Genomic DNA, 20,012 nt, shown 5'->3' with positions numbered 1-20,012 from the left:
CGCTACACGCTCTCCGAGCGGGCCTGGAGCGCCTTCGGCGTGAGCTTGCGGCCCAGCGACTCCCACCAGCGCTGCGGGCTGAGGAAGACGACGAGCGCCAGCAGCACATGAACGGCGATGAAGGCGTACGCCTCGTACTTGGTCGGCGCGTGGCCGATGAACACGCTCATGTGCGTGGCCCAGTCCCAGACCTCGGGGATGGTGATGAAGACGGGGTCGACGTGGTTGTTGACCGTGAGGAAGGCCAGGTCCTCCAGGCCCGACAGCATCAGCAGCAGCATGCCGTAGCCGAGCCTGCGCACCGTCCCCGCCGAGCCGCCGCCCAGCCGGAACGCCATGGCCAGGGAGACGATGATCAACGGGGTCAGCGTGAGGACGTGGTAGTAGAGGTCGTAGTACGCCTCACGGGTCCCGGCCACCTCGGAGCCGAAGAAGAAGATCTTGGGCACGAAGTAGAGGAAGTACAGCAGGAACGCCGCCGGGATCACCAGCACCGGCAGCCGGATCCGCCTGGCCCACTCCACGTCCAGCCTGGATATCGCCTCGGTGGCGAAGACGAAGGGCAGCAGCTTCACCAGGAAGATCCACAGCGACTTCACCTGGCGATCGTGCGGCAGCCCGAACCAGACGAACGCCGCGGCGATCACCGCCAGCGCCACGAAGATCAGGAAGCCGACGTGCTTGCGGGGGATCATTCTGAACCTTCCGTATCAGGCTCGATCACGAACCGGAGGGTGCGCAGCGCTTCATCCAGAGCGGATTCCAGCTGCTCGCGCGTGTCGGCCACCATGACCAGGTAGCCGAGCTTGTTGCCTGCCTGCGTGTAGGCGCGTACGTGCTCGCCCACCGTCTTGAACACCTGGACGTCGACGACCTCGGGCATCCGCCGGAGCTCCTCGAGGCCCTCGATCGCGGTGAGCACGCCGTCGACGTCGGCGGCCAGGATCCGCAGCACGGCCGTCCTGCGGCAGGAGACGTTGATGCGCAGCGGCTCGCCCAGGGCCAGCCGGATGGCCGCCTCGACGGTGTTCAGGCCGAACGCGTGCTGGACCATCAGCGGCATGCCGTTGCCGCCCAGCCTGGCGCCCATCTCGATGAAGCAGATGTCGCCGCCGGGCGTGAGCACGAAGTCGAAGTTCACCGGCCCCTGCCGGTGACCGACCGCCGCGCAGATCGCGCTGACCGCCTCGCTCAGCCGCGCGTGGACGTCGTCGTCGAGGTCGGCGGGGACGATGTGGGACAGGCTGATCATCGCCGGCGGCCCGGTGATGACGCGGTCGGTGACCGCCATGAAGGCCAGTTCGCCGTCGGCGAAGAAGGACTCCACGGCGCAGTGCCGCCCGGCCACCAGCTCTTCGACGATCACCTGCCGGGAGAAGGAGTGCTTCCAGGCGTGCTCGATGGCGCCCATCAGCCCGGCGGGGTCGTCGAGCACGGTGATGCCCTTGCTGCCCGAGGAGTCGGCCGGCTTGACGATCAGCGGATAGCCCAGGCGGGCCGCCGCCTCGGTGAGCTCGTCGATGCTGTCGTGCTGGGCGTGGCGGTAGGTGGGCAGGCCGAGACGGCCGACCACGTCACGGAAGAACCCCTTGTCCACCGAGCAGCGCAGCGCGTCCGGGGCGGGCTGGTGGGCGGTGCGGTAGACGCGGCTCAGCTCGGCGACCGCCTCCTGGGCCGCGTCGCTGGCTGGCGAGATGACGGCCGCCACGTCGATCGGGCCGAGCGCCTGGGCGATCCCCTCCGGATCCCGGCTGGTCATGCAGAGGAAGTGATCCGCCTCCGCGGCGCCGAGGGCGTCCGGGCGCTGGTCCACGCCGATCACCCGGTAGCCGAGCCGGCGGCCCTCGCGGTAGGCGGGAATCTGGTCCTCGCCGCCGCCGAGCACGATGAGGTTCCTCATGTGGCGTTCTCCCATACCTCGGTGACGACATAGGGGGTCTCGTAGCCGTACAGGGCCTCGTCCGCCCGGATCGGGATGTTGGCCTCCCTGATCTGGTAGCGGGGCATGCCGATCGCCTGCACGCGCATCATCCGTACGAGGTAGCGGGCGACCACCGCGAGCGTGACGAGCGTGAGCAGGCCGGTGACCAGGCTGGCCTCCGCCAGCTCGGTCGGGCCGAACCGGCCCGCCAGCGCCAGCGCCAGGACCGCCACCCCCGCCACGACCACGATGGCGGCCAGCGCGCTCAGCCACACCAGCGGCCGGAAGGAGAACCCGACGAAGAGCTCGACGGCATGGGAGACCAGCTTGCGCAGGTTCCACTTGCCCTGGCCGTCGACGCGCGGGCGGTGCGCGGTGGGCAGCGTGGTGTAACGGGCGCCGAGCAGCGGCGCGGTGGCGATGAAGTACGGCGTGGAGAGCCGGCTGTCCACCACCTTGCGCGCCACGCTGGTCTTGACGATGCGGAACACCGACGCGCCGGCCGGCAGCTCGATGCCCAGCCAGCGGCGGGCGATCGTCTGATGGCCGCGCGTGCCGAGCCGCCGGTACCAGGGATCCTGCCGGTTCTCGCGGACCGCGAACACCACGTCGTACCCTTCGAGCGCCTTGTCCACCAGGCGGTGCATCTCTTCCGGCGGTGACTGGAGATCGGCGTCGAACTGCACGGTCCACGGCTTCGAGGCGTACTTGAACCCGGCGGAGAACGCCGCCTCCAGCCCGAAGTTGCGGGCGAAGGAGAGGTACTTCACCCGGGGATCCGCGGCGGCGAAGCCCTTGATCGCCTCAAGGGTGCCGTCCGTGCTCCCGTCGTCGACGAAGAGCAGCTCGACGTCGTCGTAGGCGGCCAGTTCGGACCGGATCTCCTGGTACGCCCGCTCGACGCAGGCGATCTCGTTGTAGCACGGGATCATGGCGGTGATGCCCGGCCGTGGCCGGTCCGCCGGTTTCGTGATCGGTGGCTTCTCCCGCAGAGAGGAATCAGACATCCGCCACAGCCCCTTTCTCCATCGGCTTGTCTGGCGGCACGTCCGGCGGCGCGGGATCCCCGGAGGGATCGAGCACCTTGACGATCTTGATCTTGCCGTTGGGCTCCGGGGCGATCTCCTGGACCGCCAGGACGGTGACCTCGAGGTCGGGTGCCACGCGCAGGACCGAGTCCCGGATGTCGGCGGTCATGCCGGGACGGGCGTCGTGCGCCAGCACCACCCGCACCTCGACGGACCCCGACCGGTGCTGGACCAGTTGCATCCGGCTCACCTCGGCGAAGTCCTGCACGGCGTAGGTGATGAAGTCGCCGTAGTAGCGCCTGCCGTCGGCGCCGGCGATCCGGTCCTGGCTGCGGCCGATCACCTCCCGCACGATCGGGGTCCGCGCCACCCCGCACGGGCAGTCGTTCGGCCCGATCCGGACCCGGTCGCCGAGCCGGTAGCGGATCAACGGCATCGCCTCGCTGTGCAGGCGGGTGATGAGGATGTCACCCTCGCCGTCCTCCACCGAGACGGTCCCGTCCTCGTGCTCGACCTCCACCACCAGATCGGCCGACCGCAGGTGCAGCGCCCCTCGCGGGCAGGTGCGGGCGATGGTGAAGACCTCGACGGAGGCGTACACCTCCCGGTGGGCCGCGCCGAAGTAGTCGAGGATGTGCGCCCGCGCGGTCGGCGACAGCCGTTCGCCGCCGAACAGCACGGTCCGGACGCCCCGGTGTTCGACGCCGCGCCGCCGCAACTCGTCGACGACGCTGCGGATGACGTTGGGGAATCCGATCAGGAAGGTCGGCCGGGCCGCCAGGAACGCCGCCACCTGCTCGTCCAGCGAGCGGCTCGTCGGTATGTGGAAGTTCCGCAGCACGCCGAACCGCTCCAGCGGATGACGCAGGAAGGGGTTGACCCGGAAGTAGGCGATCCGGTCGGTGGGGCGCAGCCCGTTGGACAGCATGTCCTGGAGGTAGGTCGCGCGCAGGTAGCCGAGATCCCGTTCCGAGTTGCGGATCGTGATCGGGATGCCGGAGGAGCCGCTGGTCGTGGCCGCGCGGGTGTTCTCGGCGGTGAAGCCGGTCGCGAGCAGTTCGTCGCCGGCCTTGCCGTGCAGGTCCATGCGGTCCAGCACGGGGAAGCCGGCCAGGTCACGGGCGCTCTGTAATCGCCGGACCAGAGCCGGGTCGAGGAGCCGCCGGTAGTGGGGGACGTTCTCGTAGGCGTGGCGTACCAGGGTGCGTAACAGCCCTGCCTGGATCTCCAGTTGCTCGGCGTGGCCGAGGCGCTCCCGCCGCCGGATCCGGGCCAGATGGTAGGCGACCGGCGCGAGATTGATCGTGGATCGAAGCCTGCTCAGGGGGCCACCTCGTTCAGCTGAAGGTGTTCTGGTCGTGCACGAGCAGCCACCGTCCGTCGATTCGCGCGAAGTACAGCGTGAGGTAATAGGACTTCTCGTACGGCCGGCCTTCGGAATCCAGATCGGCGTACGCGACGGACAGCACCACGAATGCTGATTCGCCGAAGGTCTCCGTCCGGATGACCGTCGGCCGGAGCGACCAATCCGGGTCGCGGAACCAGGCGGTGTGGAACTCGCCGATCGCGTCCTTTCCGGTCAGCAGTTTTCCGTTGGGCAGAATGACCGAGGCGTCCGGATGGACGGTGGCCAGAAACCCGTCCAGGTCACGCGTTTCTATCGCGCGCAAATGCGCGGCGAGCGCTTGTGAGAATTCCATTCAGGTCGCCGCGGTGGTCAGGCCGGCGTGGCCGTTGGCCGTTTTCGGGTCTTTGGCGCGCCACGACTGCGGGTGCCGGCGGAACCAGGCGATGGTGTGCAGCAGCCCTTCCTCGATCGGCGTCCGCGGCTCCCAGCCCAGCCGGGTCCTGGCCAGCGTGATGTCGGGGCGGCGCACGCTCGGGTCGTCCTGGGGCCGCGGCGTGAACTCGATCTCCGACGTGGAGCCGGTGAGCTGCCTGATCCACTCGGCCAGCGCGAGCACGGACAGCTCGTGCGGGTTGCCGATGTTGACCGGGCCGTCCAGGTCCGAGTTGCACAGCCGGACGATCCCCTCGACCAGGTCGTCCACGTAGCAGATGGACCTGGTCTGGCTGCCGTCACCGGTGACCGTGATCGGCTCGCCGAGCAGCGCCTGGCGGACGAACGTGGGGATCGCCCGCCCGTCGAACGGCCGCATCCGGGGCCCGAACGTATTGAAGATCCGCAGGATCGCCGTGTCGACGCCGTGAGCACGGCGGTAGGCCATGGTCGTGGCCTCGGCGAACCGCTTGGCCTCGTCGTAGACCCCGCGTGGTCCCACCGGGTTGACGTTGCCCCAGTAGGTCTCCGGTTGTGGATGGACCAGCGGGTCGCCGTACGTCTCCGAGGTCGAGGCGAGCACGAACCGCGCGCCCTTCTCCTTGGCCAGCTCGAGCGCGTTGAACGTGCCGTTGGAGCCGACGCGCAGCGTGTCGATCGGCAGCCGCAGGTAGTCCGTCGGCGAGGCGGGGGAGGCGAAGTGCAGGACGGCGTCCAGGTCGCCGGGGATGACGAGGTGCAGCGACACGTCGGCGCGGACCAGCCGGAAGCGTTCCTCGGCCATGAGGTGCTCGACGTTGGCCAGCGATCCGGTGAGAAAGTTGTCTACGCAGACGACCTGATGACCTTCGGCCAGAAACCGTTCACATAGATGCGAGCCGAGAAATCCGGCGCCACCGGTAATGGCCACGGTGGGACGGCTCATAAGCGCAGCTCAGGAACTTGCCCGGTCAGGGCGCCCGAACAAGACAAGGTGAATCCTCCTGCTTTACTTACGCAGCGGAACGCCGGCCGCCTTTACTTTTGGTAATGCGCCGAGCCGTGCTGCGTAAGATGTTAATGTCCCCCGCTTTTTGATTTCGGGGCGATGCTATGTCCGGCTGCTCGCCAGCGTCAAGACATCCTTCGTAAACATTGGCCGGTCGGGCAGGAGTTTCTCGACCCGCCTCCATTCGGTGACCGCTCGCCTGCGTTGCGAATAATCGGACGTCCCGATCGCCCGCGGTCGTGACGTCACGGTGGGTGCCCGGGGCGGCTGCCACCGCCCACCGGAGAGCACCGCTCCGGCAGGCGGCGGTGGCGGGCCCATGAGGCGCCCGCCACCGCCACGAGAGCACCGCCGCCGTTGATCAACCTCATCGCGCTTCCAGAGTCTCGGGGATCTTCACTGGAAACGATCTACGTTGGTAGGCGAGGCTGTCAACCGGGGCGGCGGATCACCGGCTGATGCTGGGCGTCTGCCAGGTCGCTCCGGTCCGCATGTCGATCAGCTTCAGGAAGCAGCTGCCCTGGGAGCCGACCGCGAAGGTGTAGGTCCGGGTCTCGCCGGCCGAGATGTAGAACGAGCCCTCGTCGCCGAACCAGCGCCCGTTGGCGCAGACGAGATTGAAGTCCACGTGCGCCGTGTCGCCGGAGGTCTTCTGGTAGGAGGCGTCGTATCCGCGCGGGTCCACATTGACGCACAAATAACCCGCGCCCGTCGAAGTGCACTGGGACGCGGCCTCGGCGGGAGCGCCGAAGGCCAGCAGGCCGCCGGCCGCGGCCAGCGAGGAAAGGGCGGCGGTAATGGTGCGGCGAGTGAGCTTCATTGTTCTCTCCTATTTCCTGGTCCGAAGCGATGGCACGGAATTTATCAGCTTCTGGAAAACCGATTGGCCGGAAGGACGTCTTTTTAATATTGCGCCGCATTTAAGCTTCATGGTGAATTGAGAAACTCGTGGGCAGACGCAACCTTCTGCCCTCCTCATGTGTCCTTGTAGGGGTGGAGGATCCGCAGGACGGCGAGAGGTCGTTCGAATCATTCGTGGCCGCGCGGCTGGCGGCGCTCTACCGCTACGCCATGGTCCTGACCGGCGACCGGCACGACGCCGAGGACCTGGTGCAGGAGGCGTTGACCAGGACGGGGGTGCACTGGCGCCGGGTCATCCGCAAGGACGACCCGGAGGGGTACGTCCGCACGGCGATGCTGCGCATCATGACCAACCGCTGGCGGCGTCCCCGGCGAGAGGTCACCGTGGCCGAGCCGCCCGAGCCCGCCGTGGAGGACCGCGGGCTGGAAGGCCTGCTCGCCGACGCGAGCCTCAGGGCGCGGCTCGCCGAACTGCCCCCGCGTATGCGCGCGGTCCTCGTGCTGGGTTACGTCGAGGAGCGCAGCGAGAAGGAGATCGCCCGGCTGCTGGGCTGCAGCGCGGGCACCGTCAAGAGCCAGGCGTCACGGGCGCTCGCCAGGCTGCGCACCACTCTCGACAACCAGGAGGTCGATCATGGATGACGTGGAGTCGCGGCTCCGTGACGTGCTGGGCGACCCCGGCAGGACGGTTCCGCCGGGGGATCTCGCCGACCGCGTCCACCGGGGCGTCGCGGTCAGGCGGAGGCGACGCCGGGCGCTGGCGTTGGCCGCGGCGGCCTGCGCGGTCGCGCTGGCGGTGGCCGTACCGGTGGCGTGGCGGCAGGTCGGCGGACAGGGCACGACGGTCGCCAACTCCGTCAACGGGTTCGGCGACCTGGTCGACATCCCTGGTTCGGTCGCTTTCGCGGGGGAGACGTCGGACGGCGGCGACTTCTTTCCCGAGGCGGTGGGCGAGGACGGGTCCGTGCTGGGCAGGGCGGGGAAGGGCCTGTGGGAGACGGGACCGGAAGGCGCCGGCCCGCTGCGCCCGCTGAACGCGGTCTCGGGCGCGGCGCCGGCCATCGGACCGGGAGTCCGCGTATGGCCGGGGACCAATTTCGTCGCCCCCCTCTATTGCCGGGACCAGAACGGCACCACAACGGTCATGGAGAACATGGTCGGGACTCCGCTGTGGGTCAGCGGAGGGACGATCGTCGGCAGCGACACCACGTTGCGGCCGTGGACGGCCAAGGGCTGCGCCAAGGGGGCCGCGGTGCCCGGCGCCTCCGGAGAGGCGGTCGCGTTCTCCTATCCCGACCTGTTCGTGGTCGACCCCTTCAAGGCCGACGGCCTGCGCCAGGTGGACGTCGAGTCGGGGGCCCTGGTCGCCGAGCGCCCGCTGCCCGAGGGGGTGAACGTCCGGACCGGTGCGGACCGGTGGCAGCTCTGGCTGGGCGCGGCCAACCGCGACACGTTCGCCTGGGTCGTGGACGGCGTCCTCAGGACGGCGGACCGCGCCGACTGGCGGGTCACCGAGGGCCCGCGCGTACCTCCGGCGGAGGAGATGGACTGGAGCGGGCGCGTGCAACTGGCGGATGGAAGATCTCTGAACACCTACCCCCACCTGAGCGGGCGCCTCACGGCGGGTGACCGGCTCATCGTGTACACCGCGGGCAAGATACCCGGCGGCTGGCGGTCCCTGGTCTACGACCCGCGCAGCGGCCAGTCGTTCGAGTTCCAGGGCGTGGCGTACGCGGCGGGCGACTGGCTCCTGTGGAACGACGGCGCCTCCTACCGCCTGGCCCGGGTCAGGTGATCAGCCGCCACCGGCGCACCTGGGTGGTGAGCGTGCTGGTGGCGTTCCCCACAGCCGTCAACCTGATGGACGACGGGCTCACCTGGATTTGGACCGGATCGGTGCCGGGGCCGCTGCTGCACGCGATCGCACGGGCCGGGCTGCTGGACGCGTGGCTGCTGCTCGACCTTCTCGCCGCCGTGGGCGTCCTGGGCGGCGCCGCGGTCGTGGCGGTGGCCGCCCGGCGCCCGGCCGTCGCCGCCACGCTGCTCGGCCTGGTCGCGGCGCTCAGCCTCGCCGCCGTGCCGGCCGGGCTCGACTCGCTCTGGTACGGCCTGGCGTACGCGGTGGCACTGGCGACCCTGCCCGCGCGGCTAGCACTGGTCAAGGTCGATGCCTTTCGTCTCGCGGGCGGTCAGGAACACGACCAGGCTGATCAGGCACAGCACCGCGAGATACCAGGGGAACCACTGGGCATGCCCGCTGTCGGTCAGCCGCTCGACCAGGTACGGTGACGTGCCGCCGAACACCGCCACGGTCAGCGAATAAGGCATCCCCAGGCCGACCGAGCGCACCTGCGTGGGAAACAGCTCCGCCATGGCGGTCGGCGCGACGGCGGCATAGCAGCCGAACAGCAGCAGCCCAGCGGTCATCACGAGCACCAGTGACTCGGGCGTCGAGTTCAGCAGCGTGAACAGCGGGACGATGAGCACCGCGTAGCCCGCGGCGAAGGCGCACAGCAACGGCTTGCGCCCGATCCGGTCGGACAGGGCGCCCAACAGCGGCAGCACAGCGATCATGGCAGACTGCGCGATCACCGACGCCCACAGCGCGGACTTCGCCGGCATCCCAAAGTTGTCCTGGGCATAACTCGGCAGATAGACCAGGAACGTGTAGTAGACGACCGTCGCGCCGATGGTGAAGCCGATCACACGGAATCCGCTGACCGGATGCCTGCGGAGCACCTCCCAGGTGGGGCGGCGCACGCGGAGGTCCCGTCCGGCCAGGAAGGAGTCGGTCTCGGGCAAGGTCTGCCGCCGGTACAGGCCGTAGATCCCGAGCAGGGCGCCGACCGCGAACGGCACACGCCAGCCCCATGCGGTCAGGCCGGATTCGTCCAGGACGGTGAAGAGTAATTCCGCCAGCAGCGTGGCGGTCAAGGGGCCGAGCGTGCCGGTGACGTAGGCGAAGCTGGAATAGAACCCGCGGCGGCCGGGTGGGGAGACCTCGGCGAGGTAGGTGGCGGCGGCCGCCATCTCCCCGCCCGTGGACAGCCCTTGCACGATCCTGGCCAGCAGCAGCAACGCCGGCGCCAGCAGCCCGATCTCCGCGTAGGTCGGGCACACCGCCACGATCAGGCTGCCGCCCGACACCAGGAGCACGGACAGCGTCAGGCCGCCGCGCCGGCCGAACCGGTCGGTGTAGCTGCCGAGCAGGATGCCGCCGAGCGGGCGGAAGAAGAAGCCGATCCCGAAGATCATCATGGCCTTGATCCGGGCGAGGGCGGGATCGTCGGCGGGGAAGAACTGGCCGGCGAAGAATACGGAGAAGATCGCGTACGCGTTCCAGTCGAACCATTCCAGTGCGTGGCCGATGGTGGCCGCGATGAGTGCGGGCCTCGGCATCGGGCGAAAATAGCCGGCAGGCACGGTGGAATCGCGCATTGTGCCAGTATCCCGCGTCACATGGTCCTTCTGGGAGTGAATTTCAATCTGTGACGTGATTACCGGCACAATAGGTCGATGCGAAAAAGCGACATTATCTGATTTATCGTTATAAATTCAGACGGTGGCAAGAATGATGGTTTCCGTGGGTGGCAGTTCTCCATGGGAGCGCCGTTCGAGGAGGGTGATTCCGGCGGCGAGCTCGCGGAAGGCCACGGCGAGCTCGTTCGCGCCGCGGGTGCCGGCCTCGGCGGCCAGGCAGAGCGCCGCCAGCCGCATGGTCGTCGCGGGTCCGGAGGTGAGCCGCTCGCGGCGGCCGAACACCGGCGCCGCCGTCTTGCGCAGCCCGTCGGCGATCCGGTGCGCCCATGGGCCCTCGTTGAGCGGGCCGAGGAGGCTCCTGAGCGCCTTGTCCGCCGTGCGCAGTCTGTCTCTCAGTGTGTCCGGCGGCACGACGTACGGGCCTGCCGGCAGGCCGGCCTGCTCGATGAACGCCCGGGAGAATTCGGCGGGCCAGTCGGCGGGCGCCGGGTTCAGGCGCAGGACCCGGGCCAGAGCGTGCGACAGCGCGCGTCCCATGACCCGGTCGAGAGACCGGTCGAAGGCGTGATCGAGGCCGGGGGCGTGGTCGAGGCCGAGTTCGGGTTCGAGCATCGGGTCAAGGGCATCGGAGGAGTGCGCGGTCCGGGCGTGGGAGAAGGACGCGGCCAGGGCGTCCGCGAGGCCGTGGGCGCGCTCACGCTCGTGGTCGAGGCATCGGCTTAGCTCGCGGAGGTCGGCCTCCATCTGATCGAGGCCGGCCGGATGGGCGATTCCGAAGGCGTCGCCGAGCCCGCGTACGTGATCGACGGTCCGGCTCAGGTCGAAGGCGTGGTCGCGAACGTGGTCGAGCGCCGGATCGAAGACGGGGACGAGGTCGAGGCCGCGGCGCAGCACGCGGGCGCTGACGATGGCGCGCAGCAGGAGCAGGCGGACGAAGGTGCGCATGGAGCGGCGGACGTCGTCGTTGACGTGCCGGATCAGCGTGGCGGCGTCGATCGCGTAGGGGTCCCCGGCGCCGGGAGGCGTCCACAGCACGGGACAGCGGTAATCGCCGGGCTCGCTCCAGGCGCTCAGCAACGGCGGCCCTGGGTTGAGCGCGCGCTGAACCGCGGGATTCTCGATCTGGCCGAGGGTCGGCAGCCGGTAGCCGGGCTCGTTGCCGGTGACGCCGTTGACCCAGTGGACGAAGGCCGCCGCGTCTCGCGCGCGGACGCCGGTGATCGGGTCGTCGCCGCACTGCCCGTGCACGAGGGGCTCGACCCTGGCCGGGCCGTCCGGCTCCGGAGCCCGCGTGTCGCGTACGTACAGCCAGTAGATGCCCGCGGTGATCGGGCGTCCGCAGACGCGTCCGCCGTCGCCGGTCCTGGTCAGGTGGCGGAGATGGCGGGCGACCAGCACGCCGGCCATGAGCCGGCGGCGCTCGGGGTCGGCCTGGGGGGTGAACGCGGAGCCCAGGAGCCGGTCGAGCCGCTCACGCAGGGCGGGGTCCAGCTCGCTGCCCTCCACGGCGCAGTCGAAGGCCAGCGACAGCGCGGTGACGGTGCCCGAGGACAGGCAGGCCGCCACGATCGGGTCGGCGTCGGAGCGGGCGGCGTACAGGAGAGTGGTCTCCCGCCACCACACGTCGTCGACGGCGCCGACCAGGACGTCGGGCCGGCCCTTGTCACGGATGTGCGCGGCGGCCAGGTACTCCTGGAAGGTGTGGTGCGCGAAGGAGTAGACGTCGCCCTCGCGCTCGATGAGCAGGCCGTTCGACCGGACGTCGCACAGGAAGTCCTCCGCGGTCAGTTTCGTGGCCATGCGGCGCAGGGCCGGCCGGATCTCGGCCAGTACGGCGGTGCCCGGCAGGTCGCGCACCCCGCGTCGCATCATCGCCAGCGCGACCCTGCGCAGCAGCACCTCCTTCTTGTCGCCGCTCAGTTCGAGCGGGATGTCCTTGGCCTTGTGCCGTCGCCAGAGCATCACCTGGCAGATCTCGCTGTACAGGCGCTCCCGGCTCTCCGGCAGCGAGCCCGGATGGCGATGGACGTTGGCGATCATGGTCAGCAGCAGCGGGTTGATCGTCAGTTCGTACAGCTCGGGAGTGCGGTTCAGCCGGTCGAGCAGGTCGTCGGCCGCGGCCTCGGCGAGCCGCCGCACGTCGGCGGCCGGCGTGCCGTCGCCGCGCTTCTCGACGGCGGCGTACCAGCTCCGGACGAACCGGCCGATCTGCTCGTCCGTGAAGCTGCACACCTGGAGCACCGTCGCGCCGTCGATCCGGGCCGACAGGTAGCCCCGTGGCCGCGAGGTGATCGCGTAGTCGTTCTTGGGGTAACGCCTGATCTGGGCCTCTACCCAGTCGGCGACGCCCCTGCGGTCCTCCTGGCCGGCGACCTCGTCCAGGCCGTCGAGCATGACGACGCACTCGCCGTCCCGCAGCTTCTCCTCGAACCAGCCGGCCGGCTCCTTGACGCCCGGCTCCACTGTGTTCCGTACCAACTGCGGCAGCGTGACCTGCGGTGCCGCGATGATCTCGGCGGCGTGGTCGCGCAGGTAGAGCAGGATCGGCACGCTACGGCGCCGCCCCCGCCCGGCCCGGCAGATCTGCTGGGCGGTATGGCGTAGCAGGGTGCTCTTCCCGCTGCCGGGGACGCCGACGATCGCCAGCACCACGGGGCGCCGCCGGTCGAGGAACTCGCCGATCGAATGGCGGTCGATCACCTCGGCGGGCAACTGGGCGAGCACGTCCTGGCGTACCTCGCGGGGCGCCCGGTAGGCGAGGCTCACGTCGATGAAGACCTCGTCGAGTTCGGGGGTGTAGTAGCCGATGGTGGGCAGCCCCTTGAGATCGATGTAGCGGAGGCTGCCCAGCAGGGACTCCCGGTAGCGCTTGTCGAAGCGGGACACGCGCCGCCCCACCGCCCGGTCGGCGCTGTCGACGATCCGTTGCCGCCAGCGCCCTGCCACCTCTCCGAGGATCTTCCCGGCGAAGAGCCCGAGCGCGAGCAGGCCCTCATAGAGGGCGAGGAGGATGCCGGTGACTACCGGGTTGTCCCATATCTGAGGTCCCCATCCGGCGATCGCCACCGAAGGCGGGACGATGGCCGCCAGGGACCACCTGACGAGCTTGCCGATCATCCGCCCATCGTTCACCGGCGACGGCCGCCCCGTCCGAGCCTCGACGGAAGGTGATCAGACTCTATCCCTCGGTGACCGTCTAGGAGTCGGCGATGTCGTTCGCCGCCAGGTAGCCGAAGGTCATGGCCGGGCCGATGGTCGAGCCGGCGCCGGCGTAGCTGTGTCCCATGACGGCGCCGCTGGCGTTGCCGGCCGCGTACAGGCCGGGGATGACCGAGCCGTCCACCCGGAGCACCCGCGCCCGCGCGTCCGTACGCATCCCGCCCTTGGTGCCCAGATCGCCCGGGACGATCTTGAACGCGTAGAAGGGCGGCAGCCACAGCGGCGCCAGGCAGGGGTTGGGCTGGACGAAGGGATCGGCGTAATAGCGGTCATAAACACTGTCGCCACGGTGGAAGTCGGTGTCCTTGCCGGTCAGCGCGAACCCGTTGAACCGGGTGACCGTGGCACGCAGCGCCGCCGCCGGGACGCCGATCTTCTGCGCCAGCTGTTCGACCGTCGCGGCCTTGAAGGCGGCGCCGCTGGTGAACCAGGAGTCGGGCAGCGGCAGCAGCGGCGCGACGTCCTTGAACAGGTAGCGGTTGCGGTAGTTCTGGTCGACGATCAGCCAGGCGGGGATGTGCGGCGACGCGGCGGTGTTGCGGTCGTACATGACGTGGACCACGTCGCTGTAGGGCGCGCCCTCGTTGACGAAGCGCACGCCGTTCCCGTTGACCAGGATGCAGCCGGGCAGCGTACGTTCGGCCAGGCAGAAGTACGGCTGGTCGGGCAGCGGGATGGCCGGTCCCCACCAGGCGTCGTCCATCAGGTCCAGCGCGGCCCCGGCCCGTTCGCCCGCCTCGATGCCGTCGCCGGTGTTCTCCTTGGCGCCGACCGTCCAGCCGGTCCCGATGGGCTGCCGCTGGAACTCCGCGCGCATCGCCGCGCTGTGCTCGAACCCGCCCGAACCCACGATGACCCCGCGGCGGGCCTTGATCAGTGTCTCCACGCCGTTCCGCGTCACGACCACGCCGGTGACGCGGCCGCCTTCGACGCGTAGGTCGAGGAGCGGGGTGTTCAGCCATACCGGCACGCCGGCCGCGAGCAGCCCGGCGCGGAGCCCGGCCGCCAGGGACTGGCCCATGGTGAGCGGCTTCTCGCCGCGGAGCGCGGCCGCGGTGCCTCTGGCCAGGCACGCGGCGCTCACCTCCAGACCCTTCGGGTTGACCGCGCTGAGGGTCAGCCACTTGTAGTCGGCGCTGAAGACGACCAGGCCGGCCGGAGTGGGGATGTAGGAGGGGTTCAGCCGGGCGAGTTCGGCGCCGAGGATGTTCCCGTCCAGTTGGTCGGGCTCGATGGAGCGGCCGTTCGGCATCCCGCCGGGGAAGTCGGGATAGTAGTCGGAGTAGCCCTCCATCCACCGGAACCGCAGCGGGCTGTTCCGCATCACGAACGAGATCATGGCCGGGCCGTTCGCCAGGAACGCCTGCTGCCGCGCTACGGGCACCGTGTCGCCGACGACGCGGGCGAGGTAGGAGGCGGCCTTGGCCGGGGTGTCCGGGACTCCGGCGGCCAGGATCACCTCGTTGTTCGGTATCCAGATCCCGGCGCCGGACCGGGCCGCCGACCCGCCGAACGTCGGCGCCTTCTCGATCACCACCGTCTGCAACCCGCGCTTGGCCGCGGTGAGCGCGGCGGTCATCCCGGCCGCGCCCGATCCGACGATCACCACGTCGTATTCGACGTCGGCGTACGCGGGTGCGCGGCCCAGCGCCGCTTCGGTCATGAGGACTCCGCCGGCGATGGCGGCGCCGCGCAGCAGGGTGCGGCGGCTGGGTCCGTCTGTGGTTGTTGCGGGGGCCGTGGCGGGCGTCGAATCGGCCATGGTGGATCGATCCCTTCACCGTGCGTGCGCTGCGGGCAGCGCAGTGGTCGGAGGAACAACCGCGGTGGCACCTCGCGCCGGGTGCGACGGCTACGGACGAGCTGGGGGGTGTGGCCCCCGTCACAGCATGAAGCATGCGCTTGGTTGGTAACGCCTGTCAACAGATGTGCGGGAGTGGCGATCATCCGTGCCGACGGGATCGTTGGTCCACCCCGCTCCGCTGGTCGACATATCGGTCAGCCCACAGGTAGGTCGCGGCGGCGCAGGCCGAGCAGGCCCGCCAGGGTGAGGGCCGCCGCCATCGCGGTGAGCACGATCAGCGGCAGCACGGTCAATTCGCCGCCGGGAAGCAGCGGCACGTGGGCGAAGACCGACAGGTCGATCACCCACTGGCTCAGCTTCAGCTCGCCGCCGACCCAGCCGAACAGCAGGCTCACCAGCAGCACGGCGAACGCGCCGGCGGCCAGCCGGGGCAGCAGGCCGAACAGCGCCAAGGCGAGTCCGGCGAACACCCACACCGCGGGCACCTGTACGAGGGCGGCGCCCAGGGCGCGGGGTAGCTCGCGGCCGACGTCGCCGGTGTTCAGCCCGTGGGCGAGGCCGATGGCCGTCCCGAAGACGGCCAGCCCGGCGGCCGGGCCGAGCAGTGCGAAGACGAAGTGGCCGCCCGCCCAGCGCAGCCGGTCGACCGGCGTGGCAAGGAGGGGCTCGGCGCGTCCGCCGTTCTCCTCGGCTCGCAGTTGGAGGGCGGCCTGGATCGCGTACGCGGCGGCGGCCACACCGAACATGGTCATCATGCCCTGGAGGTACTGGTCGACGACGGTGCCCTGACCGCCCAGCCGGGCCAGGACCTCTCGCGCCGCCGGCGAGCTGTTGTCCATCAACTCGCCGATGCTCTTGGCGATGCCGCCGAGCCCGAACCCGACCACGGCGAACCCGGCGATCCGGCTCGCCAGCGATCCACGGTGCAGCCGCCAGGCCAGCGCCAAGGGGGAGCGCAGCCCGGGTGCGCCGCCTGCCGGGCCGGGGCGGGCCTGGAACAGGCCGTTGCCCAGGTCTCGCCGCGCCGACAGCGCGACGGCCAGCGCGGTGAGCGCGGCCACCCCGCAGCCGGCGAGGGCGAGGACCCACCAGCGTTCGCCGCTGAACGGCCGGAACTGATGCGCCCAGCCGAGCGGCGACAGCCAGGACAGCCAGCCCAGCCCGCCGCCGGACTTCTCGCTGACCACCCCGATGCCGCGCAGCAGGAACGCGGTGCCGATGACGGCGATCCCGATGCCGCGCGCGCTCCCGGCCCCGGTGGTGAGCTGGGCGACCACCGCGCCTGTCGCGGCGAAGACGCAGCCGGTGGTGGCGAGCCCTGCCCCGTAGGCCAGCGAGCCGGCGGCGCCCAAGCCCGCGTTGACCAGCAACAGAGCCGACACCAGGCCGAGCACCAGGCTCGCCCCGCAGGTCAGGATCAGGGCGGCGGTCAGTCCCGCGTGGCGCGAGACCGCGGTGGCGCCGATCAGCTCACGACGGCCGGCCTCCTCCTCGGTACGGGTGTGCCGGATGACCGTGAGCAGGCTGAACAGCGCGATCATCACCGGGATGAATCCCGCGCGCCAGGTGACCAACTGGCCGAGGCTCGATCCGTTCAGCGGGCCGTACGCGACGGTGAAGGCGACGTTGTGCAGGCTGGTCTCGGCGTACTCCTGGCGGGCCGCTGCCGTGGGGAAGCCGCTGGTGAACGCGGAGATGAACGCCAGCGGGACCACGCAGGGGAAGAGGATCCACAACGGCAGGAGCACGCGATCGCGCCGCAGCGCGAGGCGGATCAGCCGCCCGGTGCCCGCGAGCTCGGTCATCGGGCCACCTGCCGGTCCGTCTCGTCGCGCTCGTAGTGACGCAGGAACAGCTCCTCCAGCGTGGGCGGCTGGCTGACCAGGCTGCGGACCCCCGCCTGGGTGAGGTGGCGCAGCGCCGCGTCGAGTGCGGCGCCGTCGACGTCGAAGCGGACACTGCCGTCGCCGGTACGCAGGTTGTGCACGCCGGGCAGGTCGGCCAGGCCGTTCGGGGAATGGGCGAGCTCGGCCCGGATAGTGGTGCGGGTGAGATGGCGCAGGTCGGCGAGGGTGCCGGTCTCGACCGTGCGGCCGTCGCGGATGATGGTGAGGCGGTCGCACAGGGCTTCGACCTCGGCCAGGATGTGGCTCGACAGCAGCACCGTACGGTCGCCGCGCCGCTGTTCGTCGCGGACGGCCTGGCGGAACACCTCCTCCATCAGCGGGTCCAGGCCGGAGGTCGGCTCGTCCAGGATGAGCAGCTCGACGTCGGAGGCGAGGGCGGCGACCAGGGCGACCTTCTGCCGGTTGCCCTTGGAGTAGGCGCGGCCCTTCTTGCGGGGGTCGAGGTCGAAGCGGTCCAGCAGGTCGGCGCGGCGGCGCTGGTCGAGCCCGCCGCGTAGCCGGCCGAGCAGGTCGATCACCTCACCGCCGGTCAGGTTGGGCCAGAGGGTGACGTCGCCGGGCACGTAGGCCAGGCGGCGGTGCAGGGCGGTGGCGTCGGACCACGGGTCGCCGCCGAGCAGCCGGGCGGTGCCCGCGTCGGCGCGCATCAGGCCGAGCAGGATGCGGAGCGTGGTGCTCTTGCCGGCGCCGTTCGGGCCGAGGAAGCCGTGCACCTCGCCGGTGCGCACCACCAGGTCGAGGCCGTCCAGGGCCCGGGTCGAGCCGAACGCCTTGACCAGGCCGGCCACCGAGATGGCGCCATCCTGCCCATGCGTATAGCTGGTTACTGTCATGTGAAGGACACTACACCTGTGTGTAGCCGCGATGACAGCCGCATGATCCCCTCTAATTAGGGCAAAAGCCGTACGTCTCATTGGTAAAGCTGACTAGAGTGAAACTTGACTACTTGTCAGGCACGGGAGGCATCAGGGATGCGGAACGGCCGGACCGGCACCACGATCTTCGCGAGCACCCTCGCCCTGGCGGTGGTCCTGAGCGCCGGATGCACTTCCAGCGGCGGCGCGCGAACCCCAGGCGCCGCCCCCCAGTCGCAGGGCCCGGTGGCGAAGCTGGCGATCACCCCTGCCGACGGGACGAAGAAGGTCGCTCCGGACACGGGGATCAGCGTCAAGGTCACCGACGGCAAGGTCACCAAACTGGCCGTCGCCGACTCCAAGGGAAACGCGGTACGCGGTGCCGTGGGAACCGACGGGACCTGGCGCCCCCAGTGGGCGTTGCGCCCGTCGACGGCGTACACGGTCAGCGCCGAGGCGACCGGCACGGACGGCAAGCAGGTCACAGCGCAGGCGAAGTTCAGCACGCTGAAGCCGAAACGCGCGCTGGAGAGCGGCATGGCGCCGCTGAACGGCGACAAGGTCGGCGTCGGGATGCCCGTCCAGCTCCTGCTGTCGCGGTCGGTGGCCGCCAAGGAGGACCGGGCCGCGATCGAGCGGGCCCTGGTGGTGAAGATGTCCGAGCCGGTCGAGGGCGCGTGGAGCTGGGTGAGCGACCGCGAGGTCCAGTTCCGGCCACGCGAGTACTGGCCGACCGGGGAGAAGGTCGAGGTCGTCGCGCACCTGGCAGGTGTGCGGGCCGGTGCGGGGGTGTGGGGCACCAAGGACCGCAGCCTGAGCTTCACCGTCGGCCCCCGGCACGTCACCAAGGTGAACGCCCGCACCCACGAGGCGGTGGTGACCGACGGCGACAAGGTCGTCAAGACCATCCCGGTCAGCCTCGGCAAGCCAGGCGACGACAGTTATTCGGGCACCATGATCGCCCAGGAGAAGGCCGCGGACATCATCATGGACTCCGCGACCACCGGCCACCCGGGTGAATACCGCATCCCCACCAAGTGGGCCGTCCGGATGACCTACAGCGGCACCTTCTTCCACGCCGCCCCCTGGTCGACCGGCGCGCAGGGCAACTCCAACGTCAGCCACGGATGCGTCAACGCCAGCCCGGCCAACGCCCGCTGGTTCTACGAGTTCACCCAGCGGGGCGACATCATCCAGGTCAGTGGCACGTCGAGGAAGCTGCAGTTCGGCAACGGTCCCACACCGTGGGCCAAGTCCTGGGACGACTGGCTCGCCGGCAGCGCGCTGGGCAAATCCGTCAACGGCGGTTAGCCCCTGAATCCGAAGACGGCCGTGGGGTTGTCGACCAGGATGCGCCGGCGCAGGGCGTCGGTGGGGGCGATCCGGCCCAGGAAGTCGACCAGAACGCCGTCATCCGGCATCTCGCCGACGTTCGGGTGCGGGAAGTCGGTCCCCCACAGGACCCGCTCCGGAGCGTGCGCGGCCAGGCGTCCGGCGAAGGGGGCCACGTCCTCGTACGGCGGCCCCGCCGTGGAGAGCCGGTCGGCGCCGCTGAGCTTCACCCAGACGTGCCCGGTGTCGAGCAGCCGCAGCAGCGTCTCCGCCGCCTCCTCGTCGTGCACGTCCACCCGGGCCATGTGATCGATGATCACCGGGAGCTCCGCGGTCCGGATGAGGTCGGCCAGTTCGATGATGCCGCGGCCGGCCACGTGCAGGCCGAGGTGCCAGCCGTACGGGCGGATCAGCCTGATCACCGCCTCGACACCCTCAGGGGAGGGGCTGGGGCCCAGGTGGGGTAGGAAGCTCAGGCGCCCGCCGCACACTCCCGCGGCGTCCAGCCGGGCGATCTCGGCGTCCGGCGTCGCGGACGTCACCAGGGCGACCCCGCGATAGCGCCCGGCGCCGTCCGCCAGTGCGTCGAGCAGCGCGGCGTGGTCGGTGCCGTGGCACGCCGACTGGACGATGACGGCTCGCTCGATCCCCAGGAAGTCGTGCCGGCGTCGCAGGTCGTCCTTGGAGACGTCCGGCGGGGTGAACGTGCGGTTCTCCGCGTACGGGAAGACCGCGCCGGGGCCGAAGATGTGGCAGTGGGCGTCGCAGCTCGACGGAGGGAGTTGGAGGCCGGGCAGCTTGGGGTTGGGGTGCGGTGGCGGGATGGTCGTGGCCATGG

At 70.2% G+C, this 20,012-nt stretch carries 16 protein-coding genes; 3 read left to right on the top strand and 13 right to left on the bottom strand.

Going from position 1 to position 20,012, the window contains the following annotated elements:
- Positions 1 to 2: 2 nt before the first annotated feature.
- From KLK06_RS25705 to KLK06_RS25675, 7 genes are all read right to left on the bottom strand, one after another.
- On the bottom strand, positions 3 to 695 hold the full coding sequence (locus KLK06_RS25705; protein WP_214638177.1) for a hypothetical protein: 693 nt from the start codon (positions 693 to 695) through the stop codon (positions 3 to 5).
- Positions 692 to 1,900 (bottom strand): ATP-grasp domain-containing protein, encoded by a 1,209-nt coding sequence (locus KLK06_RS25700; protein WP_214638176.1) that lies wholly within the window; start codon positions 1,898 to 1,900, stop codon positions 692 to 694. The genes KLK06_RS25705 and KLK06_RS25700 overlap by 4 nt, the downstream gene beginning before the upstream one ends.
- Positions 1,897 to 2,928 carry a glycosyltransferase family 2 protein gene (locus KLK06_RS25695; RefSeq protein WP_250906034.1) on the bottom strand — a complete coding sequence of 344 codons (1,032 nt, stop codon included), beginning with the start codon at positions 2,926 to 2,928 and terminating at the stop codon, positions 1,897 to 1,899. The genes KLK06_RS25700 and KLK06_RS25695 overlap by 4 nt, the downstream gene beginning before the upstream one ends.
- Positions 2,921 to 4,048, bottom strand: a complete 1,128-nt coding sequence (locus tag KLK06_RS25690; RefSeq protein ID WP_214638175.1) for a phenylacetate--CoA ligase family protein — start codon at positions 4,046 to 4,048, stop codon at positions 2,921 to 2,923. Before KLK06_RS25690 ends, KLK06_RS25695 begins: the two co-directional genes overlap by 8 nt.
- A 238-nt stretch (positions 4,049 to 4,286) precedes the next feature.
- A complete protein-coding gene (locus KLK06_RS25685) occupies positions 4,287 to 4,649 on the bottom strand; it encodes an SgcJ/EcaC family oxidoreductase (RefSeq protein WP_214638174.1) in 363 nt (120 codons plus the stop codon).
- Positions 4,650 to 5,654, bottom strand: coding sequence for a UDP-glucuronic acid decarboxylase family protein (locus KLK06_RS25680; protein WP_214638173.1), 1,005 nt, complete (start codon positions 5,652 to 5,654; stop codon positions 4,650 to 4,652).
- Positions 5,655 to 6,165: 511 nt separating this feature from the next.
- Positions 6,166 to 6,537 (bottom strand): hypothetical protein, encoded by a 372-nt coding sequence (locus KLK06_RS25675; protein ID WP_214638172.1) that lies wholly within the window; start codon positions 6,535 to 6,537, stop codon positions 6,166 to 6,168.
- Positions 6,538 to 6,710: 173 nt separating this feature from the next.
- On the opposite strand from KLK06_RS25675, the gene KLK06_RS25670 reads away from it, so the two are divergent.
- Together KLK06_RS25670 and KLK06_RS25665 are read left to right on the top strand one after the other, a co-directional pair.
- On the top strand, positions 6,711 to 7,220 hold the full coding sequence (locus KLK06_RS25670; RefSeq protein WP_214638171.1) for a SigE family RNA polymerase sigma factor: 510 nt from the start codon (positions 6,711 to 6,713) through the stop codon (positions 7,218 to 7,220).
- Positions 7,213 to 8,373, top strand: coding sequence for a hypothetical protein (locus KLK06_RS25665; protein WP_214638170.1), 1,161 nt, complete (start codon positions 7,213 to 7,215; stop codon positions 8,371 to 8,373). The genes KLK06_RS25670 and KLK06_RS25665 overlap by 8 nt, the downstream gene beginning before the upstream one ends.
- A 353-nt stretch (positions 8,374 to 8,726) precedes the next feature.
- On the opposite strand, the gene KLK06_RS25660 is transcribed toward KLK06_RS25665, so the two are convergent.
- The 5 genes from KLK06_RS25660 to KLK06_RS25640 form a co-directional block, all read right to left on the bottom strand.
- Positions 8,727 to 9,977, bottom strand: a complete 1,251-nt coding sequence (locus KLK06_RS25660; RefSeq protein ID WP_214638169.1) for an MFS transporter — start codon at positions 9,975 to 9,977, stop codon at positions 8,727 to 8,729.
- A gap of 156 nt (positions 9,978 to 10,133) precedes the next feature.
- Positions 10,134 to 13,175, bottom strand: a complete 3,042-nt coding sequence (locus tag KLK06_RS25655) for an NACHT domain-containing NTPase (RefSeq protein ID WP_214638168.1) — start codon at positions 13,173 to 13,175, stop codon at positions 10,134 to 10,136.
- A gap of 79 nt (positions 13,176 to 13,254) precedes the next feature.
- A complete protein-coding gene (gene kstD, locus KLK06_RS25650; protein ID WP_214638167.1) occupies positions 13,255 to 15,039 on the bottom strand; it encodes a 3-oxosteroid 1-dehydrogenase in 1,785 nt (594 codons plus the stop codon).
- A 236-nt stretch (positions 15,040 to 15,275) separates the two neighbouring features.
- Positions 15,276 to 16,886 carry an ABC transporter permease gene (locus KLK06_RS25645; RefSeq protein ID WP_214638166.1) on the bottom strand — a complete coding sequence of 537 codons (1,611 nt, stop codon included), beginning with the start codon at positions 16,884 to 16,886 and terminating at the stop codon, positions 15,276 to 15,278.
- On the bottom strand, positions 16,883 to 17,821 hold the full coding sequence (locus KLK06_RS25640) for an ABC transporter ATP-binding protein (protein ID WP_214638165.1): 939 nt from the start codon (positions 17,819 to 17,821) through the stop codon (positions 16,883 to 16,885). The genes KLK06_RS25645 and KLK06_RS25640 overlap by 4 nt, the downstream gene beginning before the upstream one ends.
- A gap of 138 nt (positions 17,822 to 17,959) precedes the next feature.
- On the opposite strand from KLK06_RS25640, the gene KLK06_RS25635 reads away from it, so the two are divergent.
- Entirely contained in the window at positions 17,960 to 19,153 is a 1,194-nt protein-coding gene (locus KLK06_RS25635; protein ID WP_214638164.1) for an Ig-like domain-containing protein, read from the top strand.
- Here the strand turns inward: KLK06_RS25635 and KLK06_RS25630 are convergent.
- Positions 19,150 to 20,010, bottom strand: coding sequence for an amidohydrolase (locus tag KLK06_RS25630; protein ID WP_214638163.1), 861 nt, complete (start codon positions 20,008 to 20,010; stop codon positions 19,150 to 19,152). The genes KLK06_RS25635 and KLK06_RS25630 overlap by 4 nt on opposite strands.
- Between the last annotated feature and the right edge of the window lie 2 nt (positions 20,011 to 20,012).

Origin of the sequence: Nonomuraea sp. NEAU-A123, from assembly GCF_018603905.1 — a bacterium.
Taxonomy (GTDB): domain Bacteria; phylum Actinomycetota; class Actinomycetes; order Streptosporangiales; family Streptosporangiaceae; genus Nonomuraea.
The sequence above is the reverse complement of the archived record's forward strand: the minus strand, read 5'-3'. Positions and strand labels throughout refer to the sequence as shown.

Excerpts from the sequence above, each read along its gene's own strand:
- KLK06_RS25685 (WP_214638174.1), bottom strand. The coding sequence starts at position 4,649 with ATGGAATTCTCACAAGCGCTCGCCGCGCATTTGCGCGCGATAGAAACG.
- KLK06_RS25655 (WP_214638168.1), bottom strand. The coding sequence starts at position 13,175 with ATGATCGGCAAGCTCGTCAGGTGGTCCCTGGCGGCCATCGTCCCGCCT.
- KLK06_RS25630 (WP_214638163.1), bottom strand. The coding sequence starts at position 20,010 with ATGGCCACGACCATCCCGCCACCGCACCCCAACCCCAAGCTGCCCGGC.
- KLK06_RS25665 (WP_214638170.1), top strand. The coding sequence starts at position 7,213 with ATGGATGACGTGGAGTCGCGGCTCCGTGACGTGCTGGGCGACCCCGGC.
- KLK06_RS25675 (WP_214638172.1), bottom strand. The coding sequence starts at position 6,537 with ATGAAGCTCACTCGCCGCACCATTACCGCCGCCCTTTCCTCGCTGGCC.
- KLK06_RS25700 (WP_214638176.1), bottom strand. The coding sequence starts at position 1,900 with ATGAGGAACCTCATCGTGCTCGGCGGCGGCGAGGACCAGATTCCCGCC.
- KLK06_RS25645 (WP_214638166.1), bottom strand. The coding sequence starts at position 16,886 with ATGACCGAGCTCGCGGGCACCGGGCGGCTGATCCGCCTCGCGCTGCGG.
- kstD (WP_214638167.1), bottom strand. The coding sequence starts at position 15,039 with ATGGCCGATTCGACGCCCGCCACGGCCCCCGCAACAACCACAGACGGA.
- KLK06_RS25660 (WP_214638169.1), bottom strand. The coding sequence starts at position 9,977 with ATGCCGAGGCCCGCACTCATCGCGGCCACCATCGGCCACGCACTGGAA.
- KLK06_RS25635 (WP_214638164.1), top strand. The coding sequence starts at position 17,960 with ATGCGGAACGGCCGGACCGGCACCACGATCTTCGCGAGCACCCTCGCC.
- KLK06_RS25640 (WP_214638165.1), bottom strand. The coding sequence starts at position 17,821 with ATGACAGTAACCAGCTATACGCATGGGCAGGATGGCGCCATCTCGGTG.
- KLK06_RS25705 (WP_214638177.1), bottom strand. The coding sequence starts at position 695 with ATGATCCCCCGCAAGCACGTCGGCTTCCTGATCTTCGTGGCGCTGGCG.
- KLK06_RS25680 (WP_214638173.1), bottom strand. The coding sequence starts at position 5,654 with ATGAGCCGTCCCACCGTGGCCATTACCGGTGGCGCCGGATTTCTCGGC.
- KLK06_RS25695 (WP_250906034.1), bottom strand. The coding sequence starts at position 2,928 with ATGTCTGATTCCTCTCTGCGGGAGAAGCCACCGATCACGAAACCGGCG.